The sequence below is a fragment of the Mycobacterium sp. genome (genome assembly GCF_965229105.1).
Lineage (GTDB): Bacteria > Actinomycetota > Actinomycetes > Mycobacteriales > Mycobacteriaceae > Mycobacterium.
Genome location: NZ_OZ245858.1, coordinates 4,357,225 through 4,377,904, shown reverse-complemented (window position 1 = coordinate 4,377,904; position 20,680 = coordinate 4,357,225). Strand labels below are relative to the sequence as shown.

Annotated in this window: 19 protein-coding genes; 10 read left to right on the top strand and 9 right to left on the bottom strand. The window is 64.2% G+C overall.

The window, feature by feature from the left end; translation table 11 throughout:
- Positions 1-54 precede the first annotated feature (54 nt).
- The 6 genes from ADBZ9O_RS20340 to ADBZ9O_RS20315 form a co-directional block, all read right to left on the bottom strand.
- Positions 55-1,107, bottom strand: a complete 1,053-nt coding sequence (locus ADBZ9O_RS20340; RefSeq protein WP_526524737.1) for an ABC transporter ATP-binding protein — start codon at positions 1,105-1,107, stop codon at positions 55-57.
- Positions 1,108-1,134: 27 nt separating this feature from the next.
- Positions 1,135-1,950 carry a carbohydrate ABC transporter permease gene (locus ADBZ9O_RS20335; protein WP_526524736.1) on the bottom strand — a complete coding sequence of 272 codons (816 nt, stop codon included), beginning with the start codon at positions 1,948-1,950 and terminating at the stop codon, positions 1,135-1,137.
- Positions 1,947-2,798, bottom strand: coding sequence for a carbohydrate ABC transporter permease (locus ADBZ9O_RS20330; RefSeq protein WP_526533330.1), 852 nt, complete (start codon positions 2,796-2,798; stop codon positions 1,947-1,949). The genes ADBZ9O_RS20335 and ADBZ9O_RS20330 overlap by 4 nt, the downstream gene beginning before the upstream one ends.
- 44 nt (positions 2,799-2,842) lie before the next feature.
- Positions 2,843-4,171 carry an ABC transporter substrate-binding protein gene (locus ADBZ9O_RS20325; protein WP_526524735.1) on the bottom strand — a complete coding sequence of 443 codons (1,329 nt, stop codon included), beginning with the start codon at positions 4,169-4,171 and terminating at the stop codon, positions 2,843-2,845.
- 64 nt (positions 4,172-4,235) lie between these two features.
- Positions 4,236-5,024 (bottom strand): SDR family NAD(P)-dependent oxidoreductase, encoded by a 789-nt coding sequence (locus tag ADBZ9O_RS20320; protein ID WP_526524734.1) that lies wholly within the window; start codon positions 5,022-5,024, stop codon positions 4,236-4,238.
- On the bottom strand, positions 5,021-6,508 hold the full coding sequence (locus ADBZ9O_RS20315) for an FGGY-family carbohydrate kinase (RefSeq protein WP_526524733.1): 1,488 nt from the start codon (positions 6,506-6,508) through the stop codon (positions 5,021-5,023). The genes ADBZ9O_RS20320 and ADBZ9O_RS20315 overlap by 4 nt, the downstream gene beginning before the upstream one ends.
- Positions 6,509-6,728: 220 nt before the next feature.
- Here ADBZ9O_RS20315 and ADBZ9O_RS20310 point away from each other — a divergent pair, with 220 nt between their 5' ends.
- Both ADBZ9O_RS20310 and ADBZ9O_RS20305 read left to right on the top strand, forming a co-directional pair.
- Entirely contained in the window at positions 6,729-7,544 is an 816-nt protein-coding gene (locus ADBZ9O_RS20310) for a BtpA/SgcQ family protein (protein WP_526524732.1), read from the top strand.
- Positions 7,541-8,299, top strand: a complete 759-nt coding sequence (locus ADBZ9O_RS20305; RefSeq protein WP_526524731.1) for an inositol monophosphatase family protein — start codon at positions 7,541-7,543, stop codon at positions 8,297-8,299. Before ADBZ9O_RS20310 ends, ADBZ9O_RS20305 begins: the two co-directional genes overlap by 4 nt.
- Before the next feature lie 43 nt (positions 8,300-8,342).
- On the opposite strand, the gene ADBZ9O_RS20300 is transcribed toward ADBZ9O_RS20305, so the two are convergent.
- From ADBZ9O_RS20300 to acnA, 3 genes are all read right to left on the bottom strand, one after another.
- Complete coding sequence (locus ADBZ9O_RS20300; RefSeq protein ID WP_526524730.1) at positions 8,343-9,140, bottom strand: DeoR/GlpR family DNA-binding transcription regulator; 798 nt, start codon at positions 9,138-9,140, stop codon at positions 8,343-8,345.
- 103 nt (positions 9,141-9,243) lie between these two features.
- Positions 9,244-9,807 carry a TetR/AcrR family transcriptional regulator gene (locus ADBZ9O_RS20295; protein ID WP_526524729.1) on the bottom strand — a complete coding sequence of 188 codons (564 nt, stop codon included), beginning with the start codon at positions 9,805-9,807 and terminating at the stop codon, positions 9,244-9,246.
- Positions 9,808-9,813: 6 nt separating this feature from the next.
- The gene (gene acnA / locus ADBZ9O_RS20290; protein WP_526524728.1) at positions 9,814-12,627 is read right to left on the bottom strand and encodes an aconitate hydratase AcnA; all 2,814 of its coding nucleotides are present in this window, start codon (positions 12,625-12,627) and stop codon (positions 9,814-9,816) included.
- Positions 12,628-12,809: 182 nt separating this feature from the next.
- Here acnA and ADBZ9O_RS20285 point away from each other — a divergent pair, with 182 nt between their 5' ends.
- The 8 genes from ADBZ9O_RS20285 to inhA all read left to right on the top strand — a co-directional run bounded on the left by ADBZ9O_RS20285 (position 12,810) and on the right by inhA (position 20,675).
- Positions 12,810-13,343: an Rv1476 family membrane protein gene (locus ADBZ9O_RS20285; protein WP_526524727.1), complete on the top strand. Its 534-nt coding sequence runs from the start codon at positions 12,810-12,812 to the stop codon at positions 13,341-13,343.
- 207 nt (positions 13,344-13,550) lie between these two features.
- Positions 13,551-14,960 (top strand): NlpC/P60 family peptidoglycan endopeptidase RipA, encoded by a 1,410-nt coding sequence (ripA, locus tag ADBZ9O_RS20280; protein WP_526524726.1) that lies wholly within the window; start codon positions 13,551-13,553, stop codon positions 14,958-14,960.
- A gap of 14 nt (positions 14,961-14,974) precedes the next feature.
- On the top strand, positions 14,975-15,673 hold the full coding sequence (gene ripB, locus ADBZ9O_RS20275) for an NlpC/P60 family peptidoglycan endopeptidase RipB (RefSeq protein WP_526524725.1): 699 nt from the start codon (positions 14,975-14,977) through the stop codon (positions 15,671-15,673).
- Between the two features lie 160 nt (positions 15,674-15,833).
- A complete protein-coding gene (gene moxR1 / locus ADBZ9O_RS20270) occupies positions 15,834-17,003 on the top strand; it encodes a chaperone MoxR1 (RefSeq protein ID WP_526524724.1) in 1,170 nt (389 codons plus the stop codon).
- Positions 17,000-17,935 (top strand): DUF58 domain-containing protein, encoded by a 936-nt coding sequence (locus ADBZ9O_RS20265; RefSeq protein ID WP_526524723.1) that lies wholly within the window; start codon positions 17,000-17,002, stop codon positions 17,933-17,935. Before moxR1 ends, ADBZ9O_RS20265 begins: the two co-directional genes overlap by 4 nt.
- Before the next feature lie 42 nt (positions 17,936-17,977).
- Entirely contained in the window at positions 17,978-18,985 is a 1,008-nt protein-coding gene (locus ADBZ9O_RS20260; protein ID WP_526524722.1) for a vWA domain-containing protein, read from the top strand.
- Between the two features lie 86 nt (positions 18,986-19,071).
- Positions 19,072-19,836 (top strand): 3-oxoacyl-ACP reductase FabG1, encoded by a 765-nt coding sequence (gene fabG1, locus ADBZ9O_RS20255; RefSeq protein WP_526524721.1) that lies wholly within the window; start codon positions 19,072-19,074, stop codon positions 19,834-19,836.
- 29 nt (positions 19,837-19,865) lie between these two features.
- Positions 19,866-20,675 (top strand): NADH-dependent enoyl-ACP reductase InhA, encoded by an 810-nt coding sequence (inhA, locus tag ADBZ9O_RS20250; protein ID WP_526524720.1) that lies wholly within the window; start codon positions 19,866-19,868, stop codon positions 20,673-20,675.
- Positions 20,676-20,680 lie beyond the last annotated feature (5 nt).

Below are 20,680 nucleotides of genomic sequence, written 5' to 3'. Positions count from 1 at the left end.
GCGGAGTTCAACGCGGGGATCAGCATGCCCAACTCGTTGAACGCGAGACCTGGATCATGCTTGGCGCTGTCCGGATTTCCGGTCAAATCGGTGAATGGCGGCGGGAGTCACCGTTAGTTTCACGGGTGTACCGGGTCGAAGCCCGTCGAGCAGGCTGGCGTCGACGACGCTGGTCAGCTGCGACTCGCCGGCTCGGACCGTGACGATGGCACGCGGACCCAGCAGTTCGACCAGTTCCACAGTGGTGGTGGCGGTGGGATGGGCGGCCAGGATGAGGTCATCGGGACGAATCCCGATGGTGATGTCGTCGCTCGCCGGGCCGCCGACGCTGACCCGAATTCCGGCCGGGGTACGCAACTCACCGTCGCTGACGACACCGTCGACCAGGTTCATTTTGGGACTGCCGACAAAAGCAGCCACGAATGTGTCCACCGGTCTGCGGTAGATGGCGTCCGGCCGGTCTGCTTGTACGACCTGGCCGTCACGCATTACCACCATGCGATCCGATAGCGTCATTGCCTCTTCTTGGTCATGGGTGACATACAGAGAGGTCACTCCGAGTTGGCGTTGCAGCCGCAGCAACTCGGTTCGTGTCTCCACGCGGAGCTTCGCATCGAGATTGCTCAGCGGTTCGTCGAACAGGAAGACGCTCGGCTCCCGCACGATCGCTCGCCCGATCGCCACGCGCTGTTGCTGGCCGCCGGAGAGATCCTTGGGTTTACGCGATGTCATGGTCGACAGGCCGAGGGTCTGAGCCACTTCGTCGGCCCGCGCTAACGCTTGCGCGTGTGGCATTTTCTTGGCGCGCAACGGAAATGCGATATTCTCGCGAACCGTGAGATGTGGGTAGAGCGCGTAGTTTTGAAACACCATCGAAATATCGCGATCTCGCGGTTCCAGGTGGGTGACGTCACGCCCGCCGATGTCGATGGTGCCGGAACTGACTTCCTCGAGCCCGGCCAGCATTCGTAGTGAAGTGGTCTTGCCGCAACCGGATGGGCCGACGAGAACAGTCATACTGCCGTCGGCGAGTTCGAGGTCCAGGTCCTCGACGACGGTGGTCGTGCCGAAGGACTTACAGACCTTGCGGAAACTGACAGAAGCCATTGCTGATCCTTATTCGGTAGAGGTACGTCAGTACTTGACTGCGCCGCCGCTGATGCCCTGGACCAGTCTCCGTTGGATGAAGAAGCTGGCCACCAGCACAGGGACGATGGCAATCATGATCGCTGCGCTCATCGCACCGATTTGGACGCCGCGGAAGGTGTTGAAGTTGGCGATCGCCACCGGAAGGATGGCCGAACCGCCCGGCGCCAGGATCAGGCCGTAGAACAGATCGTTCCAGGACAGGGTGAAGCCGAAGATGGCGGCGGCACCGAGCCCAGGCAGGACCTGCGGCAGCACCACCAGTCGGAATGCCTGCCAACGGGTCAGCCCGTCCACACGCGCCTGCTCCTCAAGCGATGCTGGTACCGCTTCGAAGAATCCGATCAGAAACCAGGTGACCAGCGGCAGCACGAAACTCAGGTGTGCGAAGAACACCGGGATCAAGGTCCCGTTCACGCGAAGCACATGTGACATGGTCAGGAACGGGAAGACCAGCACCGCAGGCGGAATGACCTGCGCTGCAAGCATTCCGAACCTTGTCAGGGAGCCGCCGGCGCGGTATTTGGCAATCGCGTAACCGCCCATGCTGCCGACGACGAGGCTGACTGTCACTGTCGACAATGCCACGAGGGCACTGCGGCCCGCGGCCGTGAGTATTCCGGAGTCCAATACCGATTGCCAGTTCTGCAACGTGGGCGCGAAGACGAGCAGGAACGGCTGAGACATCTGCTGCGGATTCTTGAAACTGGCCAACGCCACCCAACCAAGTGGGAAGAGCACAAAAATCAATGTGGCAGTGATCAACGCGATGCGCAGGACATCGAGCCAGCGGGGGCGGTTCATTGCTTTTTGTTCCGTTCCATTGTGCGAAACGCCACCACGATTACGGTCAAGACAAGCGCCAGCACGACCAGTGCCATGGCACTCGCGCTGGCGAGGCGGAAGAATTGGATGCCCTCCATGTACATGTAGTACTGGAGCGTCTGGGTCTCGGTGCCGGGACCACCGCGGGTGGTTGCGTACACGTACTCGAATACGCGCAGCGCGTCGAGTCCGCGCAGCAAAACCGCAACGGTGAGAACCGGTGTCAGCATCGGCAGGATCACCCGGCGCAGGCGATACCATGGTCCCGCGCCGTCGATCTGGGCGGCCTCCAACGGTTGGCGCGGCATCGATTCCAGACCGGCCAAGATCAGCAACACCATAAAGGGTGTCCATTGCCAAACGTCGATAAAGGCGAGCGTCACGAGCGCTTTGCCGGGGCCGAAGAAGTCGTAGTCGGCGCCGACGGCGTGCAGCAGTGCCGGGATGGCGCCGATCTGGTCGTTGAGCATGAACCGGAACACCAGGCCGACAGCGATCGGCGTGATGAACATCGGGGCGAGCACCATCGCCCGCGCGAGATCCTTGGCCCAGCGCTGCTGCTGCAGTGCCAAGGCGATGAACAACCCAAGTGTCAACTCCACCGCAACGGCGATCGCCACATAACTGGCCGTCGTTCCGAACGCCGCCCAAAACTCTGAGTTCCGCAGTGCCCCGGTAAAGTTCGCAATCCCAACGAATCCGGGGGACTTGGCATCGGTGAGCTTGAAGTTGGTGACGCTGAGGTATGCGGCGTAACAGAGCGGGAATCCGACGACCGCGGCGAACACCGCTAACAGCGGCATCAACATACCGTGCCGAAAGTCGATCCCCCTCCGGCGCCGGATTATCGCAGTCGTCGGATTCCCGCGTGTCACTGCTGAATCCGCTCGGCGGCGGCCTGTGCCGCCTTCAGAGCGTCGGCGACGGATTTCGTTCCGGCGACGGCTTCGTTCAATTCGGTGCCGACTGCTTGGATCATCTCCTCGCCGCCCTTGCCCCTCGATAGCGGGGCTGCGTTTTTGAGAATCTCGCCGACAACGCGGTAGTAGTCGACTCCGTAGCCGTCCGACAAGACCGTCGGGTTGGTCAGCGAGCTCTCGCGAATAACGGCTCCGCCCGCGGCGACGCGCTCGGCGTCGATCTCCGGCGAGGTGATCCAAGACGCGAACGCCCAGGCAGCATCGGATGATGACGAGTTGCGTGGGATCGCCCAACTCCAGGAGCCCAGAACCGACTTGCCACCCGGAATCGGCGCGAGCGCGAATTTGCCGGCCAGCGGACCCGCCGAGCCACCCGGCTTGTTCAGTGCGGGCAGGTTCCAGTTGTAGCTGATCATCGTGGCTGACTGGCCACTGGACACCGAACGGAACGCCTCATCGAACGCCCAGGACAGGCTGTTGGGTGGGGCTGCGGTCCGGTAGGTCTCGATATAGGCATCGAGTGCGCGGGCCGCTTGCGGTGTGTCGAGGCTGGGCTTACCGTCCGGGCCGTAGATCGAACCGCCGGCAGCAAACAGCCAGTTGGCCCATTCCTCGAAGATCTTGTAGCCGCGCTGAGGCTGCATGGCGATGCCGCGACGGTCCGGGGTGGTCAGCTGTTGCGATGTTTTTACCAACGCATCGAGGTCCGTGGGAACAGGAAGTGCTGCGGCGGAAAGATCAGCGGTGTTATAGATGTAGCCCAGGGCATAGTTGTAGAACGGCACCCCGTAGGTCTGCCCGTCGACTTTGGTGATATCCGTCAGGGACGGGAAGAAATCGTCCGGCTGGTAGTCGGGGGTAGCTGAGATGCGCTTGTCCAGCGGCTGGAGGAAACCGGCCGCCGCGAAATCGTCCATCCACGGGTTGTCGACGACGATCAGGTCGTAGGTCGGCTCTGGCGCCTGGAACGAGGACACCAGCCGATCGCGCATCTGGTCGTAGGTCATCGTCTCGATATCGACCTTGACGCCCGGGTACTTCGTATTGAATTCGCCAACAAGGTTTTTCGCGATATCGCTGTCCGGCACGTTCTCCATGAGCACCCGCACGGTGCCTTTGGTATCGGTCGGCACGTCACCAACGCCGGAGGCGGTGGATGCATCGGAACCGCCCGAGCCACCCGAACCGGCGCAGGCGCTCAGCAGCAGTGCAACGGCGGTGACGGGCGCCAGCAGCCACCGCGAGGTGGATAAGGGGCGCCGGGGAGGTCGTGGTGTCATGGCTCTCACTTTCTGGGATGGATGCTTATCGGGCGTGATCGGGTATAGCGCTCCCCGTCGAGCGTCAGTCCATATATGCGCCGCCGTTGACGGATAAGGCTTCGCCGGTGATAAACCGGGCATCCTCGGATACGAGGAAGGCGACGGCGCTGGCCACGTCCTGCGGGGTCTGAAGGCGTGCAAGGGGAGTGGCGTCGACCCACGATTGCGCAACGGCGGCAGGCGTCGTTCCGGTCAGATGGGCTTCCCACTCCAGTTCGCGAGATTGCATAGGGGTTTCGACAAATCCGGGGCATACGCAGTTGACGGTGATCTGGTGAGCAGCGAGCTCGAAAGCCAGCGCCTGGGTGAGCCCGAGTACCCCGAACTTCGAGGCGACGTAGTCCGACAGGAAGGGAACACGCCCCTGCTTGGCAGCCATCGAGGCGGTGTTGACGATGGTGCCAGGCCGGCCCAACCGGATCATCGTCGTCGCCGCGGCCTGTGCGCCGAAGAACACGCCGCGCAGGTTGATGTCCATGGTGCGGTCATACTGCTGCTCGGACACATCGACGAAGCGGGCCATTGCCGAGGTGCCGGCATTGTTGATCCAGGCATCGAGCCCGATCCGGTCACCGATGTCATCGGCGAGCGCGCGTACGGCTTGGCCGTTGGTCACGTCGAGTTGCTCGGCTTCGTGCTCGCGGTGGCCGAGGGCTTGCACGGTTTCCTGGGCTGCGGCGAGGTCGATATCGGTGACTACCACCCGCCAGCCGCGGGCAGCAAGAGTGATCGCCATGGCGCGGCCGATTCCGGATCCGGCGCCGGTGATCACCACAGTGGACGGGCGCGAAGCTGGGCTATTCGGTGTCATCGACGGGCCTTTCGAGCAAGTTGGTGGGATACATCGGTCAGAGAATCAGCGGCGTTGCGCCATTGTCGGTAGGCCTCTGCGTAGGTCTCGGTGTGGTCCGGGTTGGGTATCACCGGTGGGCCAAGCGTGTGGAATGCCTCGATGTCCTGCCAGTCGTCGAGGACGCCGACTCCGCGGGCAGCCACGATCGCCGCGCCTAGCGAGGCACCAGGGTGACCGATGACGGGGGTCAGCTCTGTGCCGAGGACATCGGCGAGAATCTGCTTCCACAGCACCGAGCGGCTGCCTCCGTTGGTGACGAGCGCTCGCCGCAGCTCTACGCCCATCTCGGCGAACACCTCGGTGTGGTGTTTGAACCCGAAGGCGATGGCCTCTAAAACTGACCGGTACATATCGGCGCGCGTGTGAGCCAGGTCCAGCCCGACGAACGCACCTCGCAGGTCCGGGTCGTGAAGCGGGCTCTTCTCGCCGAGAAAATAAGGCAGGCAAAGGATCTCGGCGGGTCGGCGCTGTTGTGCCTCGGCGTCGAGGTCGGTGAGTTCGGCACCGCCGACCAGGGTCTGCGTCCAGCGGATCAGGCTACCGCTGGTGGCCATGCACCCGTTGGGCAGCCAGTAGCCCGGGATCGGATGTGCGTCGAGATACAACCGCCGATCGACGACCGGTACGTCGCTGGCGGCCAGGATGTCACCCGCGCCGCCGAGCTTGACCAGCCAGTCGCCGGCGGCACGGATACCCGCGGCGTAGGCGGACAGCACGTGATCGGCGCCGCCGACGATAAGGGGCAACCCGGCCGGAAGCCCGGTGTGCGTCGCGGCCTCAGCACTGAGCACCCCCGCCTGAGTTCCGGGTGAAAGGACCGTAGGAATCAACTCTTCTGACAGTTCGGCGGCTTCGTACATCGGCGGGTACGGCGCTCCGGTCAGGGTGGCCAAGCCAGATTCGATGGCCCAGTTGAGCTCAACGTGTGGCGCCGCACCGAGGGCCATCAGGACCCAGTCGTAGGAGCCCACGAGACAACGTGTGCGGGCCCAGGAGGAGGGTTCATGGTTGCGCAGCCACATCGCGGTCGGTGCCACGGATTGCTGGGTGATCGCTGATCCTGTGGTGGCCAACACGGTCTCCGGGTCCAGGATTCGGTTGAGTGTGTTGATCTCCGCGGTTGCACGGGCATCGTTTTGCAGTATGGCGGCACGCAGCGGCCGCCCACTGGCGTCGACCTCCACCACCGCGGGCACCATCCCAGTGGTGGCCAGAGCGATCACGTCAGAAGGCGCGACGCCGGAGTCGGCCAGAACCGATCGGATGGTCGCGTAGGTGTTGCTCAGCCACTGATTCGGGTCCGCTTCGGCATGCCCGGGCTCACCGGAGATGAGGGCGCTTTCCGCGCCAGCCTGGGCGATGATTCGGTGCTGTTCGAGGTCGAGTAGCACCGTCTTGGTCCCGGTTGTGCCGATATCGACACCCAGTGTCAGCTTCGCCACTACAGGCTCCACCTTTCGTCGAGCGGTTGGTTACAGGCCTTACGGAAGGCGGTGAGGTGACGATAACCCATATGTGTGAGTAATTCACAGTGAATGTGTAATATTCACAGAAGCCCGGGGCGTACATGTCGACTCGTGTTATTAATTAACAGCATCTGGAGCGTGCCGTCCGATCGTGAGGCACTCGTCGCGCTCCCAGATTTCACCCGAAAGAGGCCCGATGACTACCTGGCTCGATGACGTATTCGCTGTCCGCAAGCCCGTGATTGCCATGCTGCACCTGGCCGCCCTGCCCGGCGATCCTGGTTTCGACAGTGTCGGCGGCGTTCGGGCAGTAGTGGATCGCGCCAAGCGGGAGTTGTCCACTCTGCAGGAGGGCGGCGTCGACGGCGTGATGTTCTCCAACGAGTTCAGCCTGCCGTACTTGACCAAGACTGAGCCGATCACTGCCATCACCATGGCAAATGTCATCGGACGGTTGTCCGCCGAGATTTCGGTGCCCTTCGGTGTCAACGTGCTCTGGGATGGCCAGGCATCGATCGACCTGGCGGTTGCCACCGGCGCGCAGTGGGTACGGGAGATCTTCACTGGTGTGTATGCCAGTGACTTTGGCCTCTGGGATACCAACATCGGCGCTGTCGCCCGGCATCGACAGCGGGTCGGCGGCGCAAACGTGCGCCTGTTATTCAACATTGTGCCGGAGTCAGCGGCCTACCTCGTCAATCGGGACCTCGCCTCGATCACCAAGACGACCGTGTTCGCCACCCTGCCGGACGCAATCTGCGTTTCCGGTTTGACTGCAGGCGCACCGACTGACACCCAGGCGCTGAAGGTGGTCAAACATGCGGCCGGCGCGGTTCCGGTCTTCGTCAACACCGGGGTGCGTGCCGATAATGCGGCAGAGCAGCTGGCGATTGCCGACGGCGCTGTGGTGGGTACGTACTTCAAGGAGGATGGGGTATTCGAGAACTGTGCGGTGCTGCCACGGGTCGTGGAGCTCATGGAGGCCGTGCGGTCCTTCCGCTCAACTCTGTGATCAAAGCGGAGGGCGTTCCAACCGGCTGGCGGCACATCGCAATTCAGGCAGCGCGGGCGGGGGCTGCGGTCTGCCTGCGCAATTTTGGTGTCGTGACGGACGCTGTCACGAAAGGGCAGGCAGGCAACCTCGTTACCGCGGTGGATGCAGAGGCCGAGGACGTCGTGCGGGCAAGTATCCGTACGACGCGGCCGGCGGACGCCGTGTACGGCGAGGAGCTCGATTTGGTAGCCGGTCAGAGTGACTACCTGTGGGTGATCGATCCGCTCGACGGCACCACAAACTTCACCAGGCGCATCCCAATTTTTGGTACATCGGTTGCTGTGCAGAGGGTTTCAGACGGTCAATGGCTCGCCGGTGCGGTGTGCGCACCGGCGCTCGGTCAATTATGGAGTGCTGGGGCGGGCGGCGGCGCCGAGCTCGTCATCCTGGGCGCCGAACCGCAACGGCTACCGCTGGGTATCGCCCGGTCGAGTGCTCGACTACTTGGTACCGGGCTGTCCTACTCCCAGGACAGGCGTGACGAGCAGATCGGCCTGCTGGCCGAGACCATGCGCGGCTATACAGATCTACGACGGATGGGCGCTGCCGCAATCGATCTCTGTCTGCTCGCCCAGGGAAGTCTGGATACCTTCAGCGAGGACGACCTGGGTGTTTACGATTGGGCCGCGGGTGCTCTGATCGCCGAGGAAGCTGGTGCACGTGTTCGGCGCCCCACCGACCAAGGCGGACCGATTTGGGCAAGCTGGGCCTGAATGCCACCGTGGTGACAGGGTGGAACTGCATATGTGTCGCGAATTAACCACGCTCAGTGCGAGATTCGACACACACTACGGTCACTCCGGCCTGGCGTAGGTGGGTGAGGTTCGGCTCATCGGGCGGGGCGTCGGTTACAACCACGGAAAGTGCTGATACCGACGCGACGTTGGTCAGCAACACCCGGCCGAGCTTTGTTGCATCGGCGGCCACGATGATCCGGTCTGCCGACCGGACGGCGGCTTGTTTGACGTTGCCTTCCTCTCGGTGATATTCAGACACCCCACGCCGACCGTCGAGTCCGGCGATTCCCATCACGTACGTATCGCAGTTGTACCGCAGGAAGAAGTCCTCAGCCTCGGCGCCTATAAGGCTCAATTCTCCAGGGCGGATCTTGCCGCCGGTCAGTAATACCTCGGTGTTGGGCTCTTCTGAGAGTTCAACGGCGACAAGGACGCTCGGTGTCAAGACCGTCAGCCCCAGACCGCGGCCTCGGATCGCTTTGGCCACTGCCAACACCGTGCTGCCGCTGTCGAGGATCACCGTCTCCCGTGGCGTCAGCAGGTCGGCGACGGCGGTGGCAATCTCGGCTTTTTCGGCGGCCGAGTCCGCGACGCGGGTGGCGAATGACGGCTCGACTGACTTGCCGCCCAGCGCGATCGCCCCGCCCAGCACTCGACGAGCTATGCCCTGGCTCTCCAAACGTTCGATATCGCGACGAATGGTCATCGCCGATACAGCGAATTCGGTTGCCAGCGAGGTGAAGTCGACCTCGTGATCGGCACGGATCCGGTCCACGATGGCAGCTCGCCTGGATTCGGCGCTCAAGCCCGCGGTCACAATGCTAAAGAGTACGGCACCAGTAGTGGCTCCTGTGAAACAATCACATGGAATGATCTGGTCGACGTAGCTCTGTACTTCGGAGAAATGTGTGTGGTCTGATCTAGCGCTGCCGGACAGAGTCCTCGACCAGGTCCAGCACTCCACTGAGTCGCTTGACGTCCTCACCGGAGGCCAGCCTGGCCACGAGTCCGTCGAGCACGAGATCGAGATAGCACTGCAGCACATCGCCGGGCACGTCATCACGCAACCGCCCGGCCTGCTTCTGTCTGCGCAGCCGATCCGTCGTCGCCGCCGACAGTTCGGCTGACCGTTCCGCCCAACCCTGGTGGAAAACCGGATCGTTGCGCAGCTTGCGCGCGATCTCCAGGCGGGTGGCCAGCCAGTCGAACTGATCGGGGGCGGCGAGCATGTCTCGCATCACCTGGATCAGGCCCTCGCGGGACGCGACGTCGGCCATGCGTTCGGCATCTTCGCGCGCCAGCTCGAAGAACAACGAATCCTTATCGCGGAAATGGTGAAAGATCGCGCCGCGCGACAGGCCGATGGTCTGCTCGAGCCGACGCACGGTTGCCTTGTCGTAGCCGTATTCGGCAAAGCATCGCCGTGCGCCATCGAGGATCTGGCGGCGACGGGCCGCCAGATGGTCCTCGCTGACTCTGGGCATCTTCTGCTAGCCGGACTTGAGCATATTGCGCAGGACGTACTGCAGGATGCCGCCGTTGCGGTAGTAGTCGGCCTCACCGGGGGTGTCGATGCGGACCACCGCGTCGAACTCAACCTTTGACCCGTCTGACTTGGTGGCGGTGACGTGCATCGTCTTCGGGGTCTTACCCTCGTTGAGCGCCTCGACTCCGGTGATATCGAATACCTCGGTGCCGTCGAGCTTGAGCGACGCCGCCGATTCGCCGGCAGGGAACTGCAGCGGAACCACGCCCATGCCGATCAGGTTGGAGCGGTGGATGCGCTCGAAGGACTCGGTGATGACCGCGCGCACACCCAGCAGCGACGTGCCCTTGGCTGCCCAGTCGCGTGACGAACCGGAGCCGTACTCCTTACCGCCCAGCACCACCAGCGGAATACCCTGCGCCGCATAGTTTTGCGCGGCGTCGTAGATGAATGCCTGCGGCGCGTCATCCAGGGTGAAATCGCGCGTGTACCCGCCAGAGACGTCCTCGAGTAGCTGGTTGCGCAGCCGGATGTTGGCGAACGTTCCGCGGATCATCACCTCGTGGTTACCGCGCCGCGAGCCGTAGGAGTTGTAGTCCTTCTTCTCGACGCCGTTCTCCTCCAGGTACTGCGCGGCAGGGGTGCCCGCCTTGATATTGCCCGCGGGGGAGATGTGGTCGGTGGTCACCGAATCGCCAAGCAGCGCAAGGACTCTGGCGCCGGTGATATCGGTGACAGGCTGCGGTTCGGCGGGCATACCGTCGAAGTACGGGGGTTTGCGCACGTAGGTCGAGCTGGGATCCCAGTCAAAGGTCTTGCCCTCCGGGGTGGGCAGATTGCGCCAGCGCTCGTCGCCCTTGAAGACGTCGGCATAGCTGTCGACGAACATCTTCCTGTCGATCGAGGACGCGATGACATCGGAGATTTCCTTCGACGTCGGCCAGATGTCCTTGAGGAAGACATCGTTTCCATCGGTGTCCTGGCCCAGCGGCTCGGTCTCGAAGTCGAAATCCATGGTGCCGGCCAGTGCGTAGGCAATGACCAGCGGCGGGGACGCCAGGTAGTTCATCTTGACGTCGGGGGAGATACGGCCCTCGAAGTTGCGGTTACCCGAGAGCACCGCGGTGACGGACAGGTCGTTGTCGTTGATGGCCTTGGAGATGGCGTCCGGCAGTGGGCCGGTGTTGCCGATGCAGGTGGTGCAGCCGTACCCGACCAGGAAGAAGCCCAGCTTCTCCAGGTAGGGCCAGACGCCGGCGCGGTCGTAGTAGTCGCTGACCACCTGTGATCCGGGCGCCATCGAGGTCTTGACCCACGGCTTTGAGGTCAGGCCCTTGTCGACGGCCTTCTTCGCCAGCAGTGCGGCGCCGAGCATCACCGACGGGTTGGAGGTGTTGGTGCACGAGGTGATGGCCGCGACGACGACGGCGCCGTGATCGAGCACGAACTCGCCTTGCTCGTCGGATTTCACCGTCACCGGTTTGGACGGGCGGCCTTCGGCGCCGTTGGCCGCGGACAGCACGTCGACCGCGCCATCGTCGGCGAAGGACAGCGAGACCGAATCGCTGGCCGGGAAGGACTCCTCGACCGCTTCGTCCAGCTTGGTCTCGGGAGTGGGGTGGTTTTCCTCGACGTAGTTGTGGATGTCCTTGCGGAACGCGATCTTCGACTCGGACAACAGAATTCGGTCCTGCGGACGCTTGGGTCCGGCAATGGACGGCACCACATCGCCGAGGTCGAGCTCCAGGTACTCGGAGAACACCGGCTCTTTGTCCGGGTTGTGCCACATGCCCTGGATCTTGGCGTAGGCCTCGACCAAAGCGAGCTGCTCGTCGCTGCGGCCGGTCAGTCGCAGGTAGTCGACGGTAACCTCGTCGATGGGGAAAATCGCTGCGGTGGAACCGAATTCGGGACTCATGTTACCCAGCGTGGCGCGGTTGGCCAGCGGCACCTCGGCCACGCCCGCTCCATAGAACTCGACAAACTTGCCGACCACACCGTGCTTGCGCAGCATGTCGGTGACGGTGAGCACCACGTCGGTGGCGGTCACGCCCGGTTTGATCTCGCCGGAGAGCTTGAAGCCGACCACGCGGGGGATGAGCATCGACACGGGCTGGCCCAGCATGGCCGCCTCGGCCTCGATGCCGCCGACGCCCCAGCCGAGCACGCCGAGACCGTTGACCATCGTGGTGTGGCTGTCGGTGCCGACGCAGGTGTCGGGATAGGCGAGCCCGTCCCTGGTCATCACGGTGCGGGCCAGGTATTCGATGTTGACCTGGTGCACGATGCCGGTGCCGGGGGGCACCACGGAGAAGTCGTCGAAGGCGCCCTGGCCCCAACGCAGGAACTGATAGCGCTCGCCGTTGCGCGAGTACTCGATTTCGACGTTGCGCTCGAACGCGTCGCGCTTGCCGAACACATCGACGATGACGGAGTGGTCGATCACCATTTCGGCGGGGGCCAGCGGATTCACCTTGTCGGGATCGCCACCCAGATCGCCGACCGCCTCGCGCATGGTGGCCAGGTCGACGATGCAGGGCACACCGGTGAAGTCCTGCATGATCACCCGCGCCGGGGTGAACTGGATCTCGATGCTGGGATCGGCGGCCGGATCCCAGTTGGCGATCGCCTCGATGTGGTCTTTGGTGATGTTGGCGCCGTCTTCGGTGCGCAGGAGGTTCTCGGCGAGCACTTTGAGGCTGTAGGGGAGTTTTTCCGTGCCCGGGACCGCATCCAGGCGATAGATCTGGTAGCTGTCGTCCCCGACCTTCAAGGTATCGCGGGCTCCGAATGAATTTACGGAATCCTTGCTGGTCACATCTACTCCCGGCGTTTGGTTTTCATCGCAGACGGGCTGTGTCCACGATCGATCTCAATGCTAACAGTACGCTTGTCCTGCAAGACCCAGGGGGCATTCCGGGGTCGGTGCGACTGTCAGTCTTCCGCGCTCGGGCGCGTGTTGCCACCCGTGGCGAATGAGGTCGAGTACCGTGCTTGTCCATGTCGGGGCCGCAGCTCATTCCGTTCCTGCCTGCCTACATTCCGCAGGATGTCGATATCGACGCCGTTCAGGCTGAAGTCAGCGCGGACGGGGTCAGTGCCCCCGCGGCCGTCGAACCGGGACTGCTCCAGGTCGTGGCCGCGGCCAAGCGTGACGGTATCGATCTCAAGATCGTCGTGATCGACCACAACACGCCGGTCGACACCCCGCTCCGCGATATCGCGACCGTCGTCGGCGCGGCGCATCCCGGGGCAACGGTGCTGGCGCTGAGCCCGTCGGCAGCGGGTTCCTACAGTCCCACGTACGATCGGGTCACACTGGAGGCCGGCGAAGATCTGGCCAAAACCGGCAACCCCGTGCAGTCCTCGGAGAACTTCGTTAGTCAATTGGAAACCGGCGTGTTTCCATACACCGCGCTAACCGTCGTATTGACCATCGCCGCATTCCTTGCGGTGGTCGTTACGCGTTTCCTTCAGGTGCGAGGCAAACAATCTGCCGACACCGGAGAAACGGCTTCTACCAGCGAGGACTGACCGCTGCGCCGCTAATTCGGCAAATTCAAAAGGTCACTATTTGGTCACGCTCAATTTAATTACAGGAATGTAATTTGTGACTGATGTTTCCTTAGCGACAGTTGTGACGTACGGTGCCAATGGTGCCTGATGTTGCAGTTGTGCCTCCAGTGACTGCTGGGCGCGGGCGCCGCCTGGATAGTTGAGCCATTAGGAGTCGTGGGTCGAATGAGACGCGTGCACAGTGCTTCTCCCTTACTGACGCTCGCGCTGCTGCTGAGCACACCCGGTCTGGCGACGGCCGAACCAGACTCGAGCCCGCGTTCCCTCGGCGCGCTCATCGCCGATGTCGCCAACGCCAACCAGCGGCTGCAAGACCTCGGTGCCGCGGTTCAGGCTCAGCAGGAGAGCGTGAACAAGGCGCTCGTCGACGTCCAGACGGCGCGGGATAACGCTGTGACCGCGCAACGCGATCTCGACGCCAGCACACAGGCCGTCAAGGACACCAACACCGCGATCGCCGACGCGCAGCGCAGATTCGACACCTTCGCGGCGGCCACCTATGTCAACGGGCCTTCGGGCTCGTTCCTGGCCGCGACCGCGCCCGAGGACATCATCGCCACGGCCAGTGCCGGACAGACCCTGGCCGCCAGCTCTGAGCAGGTGATGGCCGATCTGCAGCGGGCCAGAACCGAGCAGGTCAACAAGGAGTCCTCTGCGCGGCTGGCGAAGATCAAGGCCGATGAGGCCGCGAGTAATGCGCAATCCAGCCAGGACAATGCCGTCGCTGCACTGACGGTGTCGCAGCGGACGTTCTCCGACCAGAAGTCCCAGATCGACCAGCTTGCCGCGGAACGCGCCTCTGCCCAGGCGAAACTTGATGCCGCCCGGGAGTTTTCGGCGCCTGTCGGGTCAGTTCAGGGCGCCCTTGCCGCGCGGCCGGAATCGGCCGTGGCGACACCAGGTGCGCCCTCCGCTGACTGGGACCACAACGCCGCACCGGCGGCAGGCGCGGCGCCCTTCGGCGCGGCGAGCCAGTGGGATACCACCTTGCCGATGGTGCCCAGCGCCTTCGTGTCCGGTGATCCGATCGCGATCATCAACACCATCCTGCAAATCGGCTCGACGTCCGCGCAGGCGACCGCCCAGATGGGCCGGACTTTCCTGGAGAAGCTCGGGATCCTGAAACCGGCCGATACCGGTATCAACAACGGTCAGATCCCACGGGTCTACGGGCAGCAGGCGTCGGAATATGTGATCAAGCGGGCCATGTCGCAGATGGGGGTGCCGTACTCCTGGGGTGGCGGAAACGCCGCAGGTGCCAGTAACGGTATCGACTCCGGTTCGGGCACAGTCGGTTTCGACTGTTCTGGACTTATCCTCTACGCGTTCGCCGGGGTGGGCATCAAGCTGCCGCACTACTCGGGCTCGCAGTACCAGATGGGGCGTCAGATTCCGTCGTCCCAGATGCGCCGCGGCGATGTCATCTTCTACGGCCCCGGCGGCGCGCAGCACGTCACGTTGTATCTCGGGCAGGGCCAGATGCTCGAAGCCCCCTACACCGGCTCGAACGTCAAGATCTCGCCGGTCCGCACCAGTGGCATGACCCCGTACGTCGTCCGCTACATCGAATACTGATTGGTTGAGAATTTATGCGTCACAAGCTTTTTCGGCACTTGCGTCCGATCGGGGCGATCATGGTGGCGATCGGGCTGATGGTCAGTGTCGCGTCGCCGGCATCGGCTGACCCCGATGCGGCCGGCTGGGACCCGACGCTGCCCAAGCTGCTGAGTGCAGGCGCACCAGGGGATCCGTTGGCGATTGCGAATGCGTCGCTGGCCGCCACTGCCCAAGCCACCCAGGCGACGATGAACCTCGGCCGCAACTTCCTGTCCAGCCTCGGTTTCGGCGGTGCGCCGGACTCAGTGGCTCCTGGCCGGGTCCGGGGACCCGCGGCGATCGAGTACGTGATCCGCCGTGGCGCCTCCCAGATGGGGGTGCCGTATTCATGGGGAGGCGGCACCCCCACTGGTCCGGGTCCCGGTGTCGAACAGGACGCAGGCAAGGTCGGCTACGACTGCTCCGGTTTCACCCGCTTCGCGTTCGCCGGCGTCGGGGTGCTGATACCCAAGTACTCCGGCGACCAGTACAACACCGGCAGGCATATCCCGCCGTCCCAGGCCAAGCGCGGCGACCTGATCTTCTACGGCCCCGGGGGCAGCCAGCACGTCACCATCTATCTGGGTAACGGGCAGATGCTGGAGGCGTCCTCAGCCAAAGGTCAGGTCTCCGTCAGTCCGGTCAGGACCGCCGGGATGTCGCCCTACCTGGCCCGCATCATCGAGTCCTGAGCGTCTCGACCCACCCGCGACCCGCTCCAGCCCTCCTGAGAGGTGGCTGAGCAAACCGCCGCGGGGGTACCGGGACGTCGACGTATTCCGAAGTGCCTGGAATAGTTGAGTCGAGCAGGTCACTGCCTGCCGAGTCTGAACAGCTGTGGAGGATTGTTTGATGACGTCACCAGGTGGGTCGCCCAACTACACGCCGGGGGGTGCGCCGGGCGCGCACGCGGCCCCGCCGTCAACGGGTGCTCCAGTGCCTTCGGGCCCCGCGCCGGCCGCCGGGGCAGGAGGACTCGCCGCCGACGTGCACACCCTCGAGCGCGCGATCTTCGAGGTCAAGCGCATCATCGTGGGCCAGGACCAGCTGGTGGAGCGCATCCTGGTCGGTCTGCTGGCCAAGGGACACGTGCTGCTGGAAGGCGTCCCCGGTGTCGCCAAGACGCTGGCCGTCGAGACGTTCGCCAAGGTCGTCGGCGGCACCTTCGCCCGCATCCAGTTCACCCCCGACCTGGTGCCCACCGACATCATCGGTACCCGCATCTACCGCCAGGGCAAGGAAGAGTTCGATATCGAACTCGGCCCCGTCGTGGTGAACTTCCTGCTTGCCGACGAGATCAACCGCGCGCCCGCCAAGGTGCAGTCCGCACTCCTTGAGGTGATGGCCGAGCGCAAGATCTCGATCGGTGGCAAGACCTATCCGCTGCCGAAACCGTTCCTGGTGATGGCGACGCAGAACCCCATCGAGAACGAGGGCGTCTACCCGCTGCCAGAAGCGCAGCGCGACCGGTTCCTGTTCAAGATCAACGTCGACTACCCGACGCCGGAAGAAGAACGCGAGATCATCTACCGGATGGGTGTGACGCCCCCTGAGCCCAAGCAGATCCTCAACCCGGGTGATCTGCTGCGTCTGCAGGACACGGCGGCCAACAACTTCGTGCACCACGCGCTCGTCGACTACGTCGTGCGCGTCATCACCGCCACCCGCCACCCCGAGCAGTTCGGCCTGCCCGACGTGAAGGCGTGGATCGCCTTCGGTGCATCGCCGCGCGCCTCGCTTGGTGTGGTTGCCGCCGCCAGGGCGCTGGCGCTCGTGCGCGGCCGTGACTACGTCATCCCGCAAGACGTCATCGAGGTGATCCCGGACGTGCTGCGGCATCGCCTGGTGTTGACCTACGACGCGCTGGCCGACGATATCGCTGCGGAGACGGTGATCAACCGGATCCTGCAGACGGTCGCCTTGCCTCAAGTCAATGCTGTTTCACAGCAAGGGCATTCGGTGCCGCCCGTGATGCCCGGCGCACCGCAGCAGCCTGCCTCCGTACCGGCTGGCGGTCGGTGAGCGATCCGCACACCGTCCATCCGCCGTCGTTTCAGCGCGGCGAGATCGGCGACCCGAAGCTCTCTGCGGCGCTGCGCACGCTCGAACTCACCATCAAGCGCAAGCTCGACGGTGTTCTGCACGGTGATCACCTCGGGCTGATCCCCGGCCCGGGCTCCGAGCCGGGGGACTCCCGGATCTACCAACCGGGTGACGACGTCCGCCGGATGGACTGGTCGGTCACCGCGCGCACCCAGGTGCCGCATGTGCGGCAGATGATCGCCGACCGCGAGCTGGAGACCTGGCTGGTGGTCGACATGTCGGCCAGCCTGGACTTCGGCACCACCGGTTGCGAGAAGCGAGATCTGGCGGTGGCGGCCGCGGCGGCCATCACCTATCTCAACAGCGGCGGCGGCAACCGGCTCGGCGCGATCATCGCCAACGGCGACACCATCACCCGGGTGCCCGCCCTGTCCGGGCGGCAACACGAGCAGAGCATGCTGCGGACCATCGCGACCATGCCCAAGGCCGCACCCGGTGTCCGTGGTGACCTCAACGTCGCCATCGACGCCCTGCGCAGGCCGGAACGCCGGCGCGGGATGGCGGTCGTCATCAGCGATTTCCTCGGCCCCATCACCTGGATGCGCTCGCTGCGCGCGATCGCCGCCCGGCATGAGGTGCTCGGCATCGAGGTGCTCGACCCGCGCGATGTGGAGCTGCCCGATGTCGGAGACGTCATCCTGCAGGACACCGAATCCGGCGTGACCCGTGAGTTCACCATCGACGCCCAGTTGCGCGACGACTTCGGCCAGGCGGCCGAGGGCCACCGCGCGGAGGTGGCGCGGACCTTCCGGCGTTGCAATGCGCCCATCCTGACGCTGCGCACCGACCGTGACTGGATCGCCGACATCGTCCGCTTCGTGGCGTCGCGCCGTCGCGGGGCCCTGGCATGACGCCGGCGCCATCCACATGACAGGAATGACAGGCCTCTTTTTATGACATTGCCGCTGCTCGGACCGCTCTCGTTGTCCGGTTTCGAACACACGTGGTTCCTGCTGTTCTTCCTGGTGATCGCCGGGCTCGTCGTGCTCTATTTCCTGGTGCAGCGCGCCAGGAGCAAGCGGGTGCTGCGCTTTGCGAACATGGAGCTGCTGGAAAGCGTCGCCCCCAAGCGGCCCGCGCGTTGGCGGCACCTGCCCGCGATCCTGCTCATCGCGTCGCTGTCCCTGCTCACCATCGCGATGGCCGGGCCCACCAACGACGTCCGCATCCCACGCAACCGGGCGGTGGTGATGCTGGTCATCGACGTCTCGCAGTCGATGCGCGCCACCGACGTGCAGCCGAGCCGGCTTGCGGCAGCGCAGGAGGCGGCCAAACAATTCGCCGATCAGTTGACGCCGGGGATCAACCTGGGACTGATCGCCTATGCGGGCACCGCGACCGTGCTGGTGTCGCCGACCACCAATCGCGATGCCACCAAGAATGCGATCGACAAGCTGCAGCTGGCGGACCGCACCGCCACCGGCGAAGGCATCTTCACCGCGCTGCAGGCGATCGCCACCGTCGGCGCCGTCATCGGTGGCGGTGACGCGCCACCGCCCGCGCGCGTCGTGCTGATGTCCGACGGTAAGGAAACGGTGCCGTCCAACCCGGACAACCCCAAGGGCGCGTTTACGGCCGCGCGGACCGCCAAGGATCAGGGCGTGCCGATCTCGACGGTGTCCTTCGGTACGCCCTACGGGTACGTCGAGATCAACGACCAGCGCCAGCCGGTTCCCGTCGACGACGCGATGCTGAAGAAAATCGCCGAACTCTCCGGCGGCGACGCCTACACCGCGTCGAGCCTGGAGCAGCTCAAAGAGGTGTTCACCTCACTGCAGGAGCAGATCGGCTACGAGACGACCAAGGGTGATGCGAGCGTGGGCTGGCTGCGCCTTGGCTCGCTGTTCCTGGCGCTGGCCGCGCTGGCGGCGCTACTGATCAACCGCCGGCTGCCCGGTTAGACCGTTTCCCGCTGGGGACTGCTCACGGTGAAAACGCGGGCATGGCGATTTCAACCCGGCCCGCCCCAAGCGATAGGTTGACGATCATGACCGACACCGCTGTCACTGACGCCGCCGGCCTCAACGTCGGCGGCAAGCCGCCATTCATCTCCCGATCAGTCCTGGTCACCGGTGGTAACCGGGGGATCGGGCTGGCCATCGCCCAGCGCTTGGCCGCCGACGGCCACAAGGTCGCGGTCACCCATCGCGGATCAGGTGCGCCCGAAGGCCTGTTCGGCGTGGAGTGTGACGTCACCGACAACGAGGCCGTCGATCGCGCGTTCACCGAGGTCGAGGAGCATCAGGGTCCGGTCGAGGTACTGGTCTCCAATGCCGGCATCTCGCAGGATGCCTTCCTGATGCGGATGACCGAGGAGCGCTTTCAGAACGTCATTGACGCCAACCTCACCGGCGCGTTCCGGGTGACGCAGCGAGCGTCGCGCAGTATGCAGCGCAAGCGGTTCGGCCGGATCATCTACATCGGCTCGGTCTCGGGGATGTGGGGTATCGGCAACCAGGCCAACTACGCGGCCGCCAAGGCCGGTCTGATCGGCATGGCCCGCTCGATATCGCGGGAGCTGTCCAAGGCCGGGGTCACCGCGAACGTGGTGGCTCCCGGCTATATCGACACCGAGATGACCCGCGCGCTGGATGAGCGGATCCAGGCAGGGGCGCTGGACTTCATCCCGGCCAAGCGGGTCGGCACCGCCGAGGACGTCGCCGGCGCAGTCAGCTTCCTGGCGTCGGAGGATGCCGGCTACATCGCCGGTGCCGTGATCCCGGTCGATGGCGGTATGGGCATGGGCCACTAAACTTTTCGTAACGAGTAAAGGACTTTTTCATGGCAGGTTTTCTCGAAGGTAAGCGCATCCTCGTCACGGGGATCATCACCGACTCGTCGATTGCGTTCCACATCGCCAAGGTCGCACAGGAGGCAGGCGCAGAGCTGGTGCTCACCGGTTTCGACCGGATGAAGTTGATCCAGCGCATCGCCGACCGGTTGCCCAATCCGGCGCCCCTGCTGGAGCTCGACGTGCAGAACGAAGAGCACCTCGGCAGCCTGGCCGGTCGCGTCGCCGAGGTGATCGGCGAGGGCAACAAGCTCGACGGCGTCGTGCACTCGATCGGCTTCATGCCGCAGACGGGGATGGGTATCAACCCGTTCTTCGACGCCCCGTATGCCGATGTCGCCAAAGGTATCCACATTTCGGCCTATTCCTACGCCTCGTTGGCCAAGGCTGTGTTGCCGATCATGAACCCCGGCGGCGGCATCGTGGGCATGGACTTCGATCCGACCAGGGCCATGCCTGCCTACAACTGGATGACGGTGGCCAAGAGCGCGCTGGAATCGGTCAACCGGTTCGTCGCGCGGGAGGCGGGCCAGTATGGCGTGCGGTCGAATCTTGTTGCCGCAGGCCCCATCCGGACCCTGGCGATGAGCGCGATCGTCGGCGGCGCCCTCGGTGCGGAAGCCGGCGACCAGATGAAGCTGCTCGAAGAAGGCTGGGATCAGCGGGCGCCGCTGGGCTGGAATATGAAAGATCCCACGCCGGTGGCAAAGACGGTGTGCGCCTTGATGTCTGACTGGTTGCCTGCGACCACCGGAACCATCGTCTACGCCGATGGTGGCGCCAGCACCCAGTTGCTCTAGGGCTG

What these genes read in the sequence shown, in the direction of transcription:
- ADBZ9O_RS20340 (WP_526524737.1), bottom strand. Translation starts at nt 1,107, where the DNA reads ATGGCTTCTGTCAGTTTCCGCAAGGTCTGTAAGTCCTTCGGCACGACC.
- ADBZ9O_RS20335 (WP_526524736.1), bottom strand. Translation starts at nt 1,950, where the DNA reads ATGAACCGCCCCCGCTGGCTCGATGTCCTGCGCATCGCGTTGATCACT.
- ADBZ9O_RS20325 (WP_526524735.1), bottom strand. Translation starts at nt 4,171, where the DNA reads ATGACACCACGACCTCCCCGGCGCCCCTTATCCACCTCGCGGTGGCTG.
- ADBZ9O_RS20320 (WP_526524734.1), bottom strand. Translation starts at nt 5,024, where the DNA reads ATGACACCGAATAGCCCAGCTTCGCGCCCGTCCACTGTGGTGATCACC.
- ADBZ9O_RS20310 (WP_526524732.1), top strand. Translation starts at nt 6,729, where the DNA reads ATGACTACCTGGCTCGATGACGTATTCGCTGTCCGCAAGCCCGTGATT.
- ADBZ9O_RS20295 (WP_526524729.1), bottom strand. Translation starts at nt 9,807, where the DNA reads ATGCCCAGAGTCAGCGAGGACCATCTGGCGGCCCGTCGCCGCCAGATC.
- ADBZ9O_RS20285 (WP_526524727.1), top strand. Translation starts at nt 12,810, where the DNA reads ATGTCGGGGCCGCAGCTCATTCCGTTCCTGCCTGCCTACATTCCGCAG.
- ripA (WP_526524726.1), top strand. Translation starts at nt 13,551, where the DNA reads ATGAGACGCGTGCACAGTGCTTCTCCCTTACTGACGCTCGCGCTGCTG.
- ripB (WP_526524725.1), top strand. Translation starts at nt 14,975, where the DNA reads ATGCGTCACAAGCTTTTTCGGCACTTGCGTCCGATCGGGGCGATCATG.
- moxR1 (WP_526524724.1), top strand. Translation starts at nt 15,834, where the DNA reads ATGACGTCACCAGGTGGGTCGCCCAACTACACGCCGGGGGGTGCGCCG.
- ADBZ9O_RS20260 (WP_526524722.1), top strand. Translation starts at nt 17,978, where the DNA reads ATGACATTGCCGCTGCTCGGACCGCTCTCGTTGTCCGGTTTCGAACAC.
- fabG1 (WP_526524721.1), top strand. Translation starts at nt 19,072, where the DNA reads ATGACCGACACCGCTGTCACTGACGCCGCCGGCCTCAACGTCGGCGGC.
- inhA (WP_526524720.1), top strand. Translation starts at nt 19,866, where the DNA reads ATGGCAGGTTTTCTCGAAGGTAAGCGCATCCTCGTCACGGGGATCATC.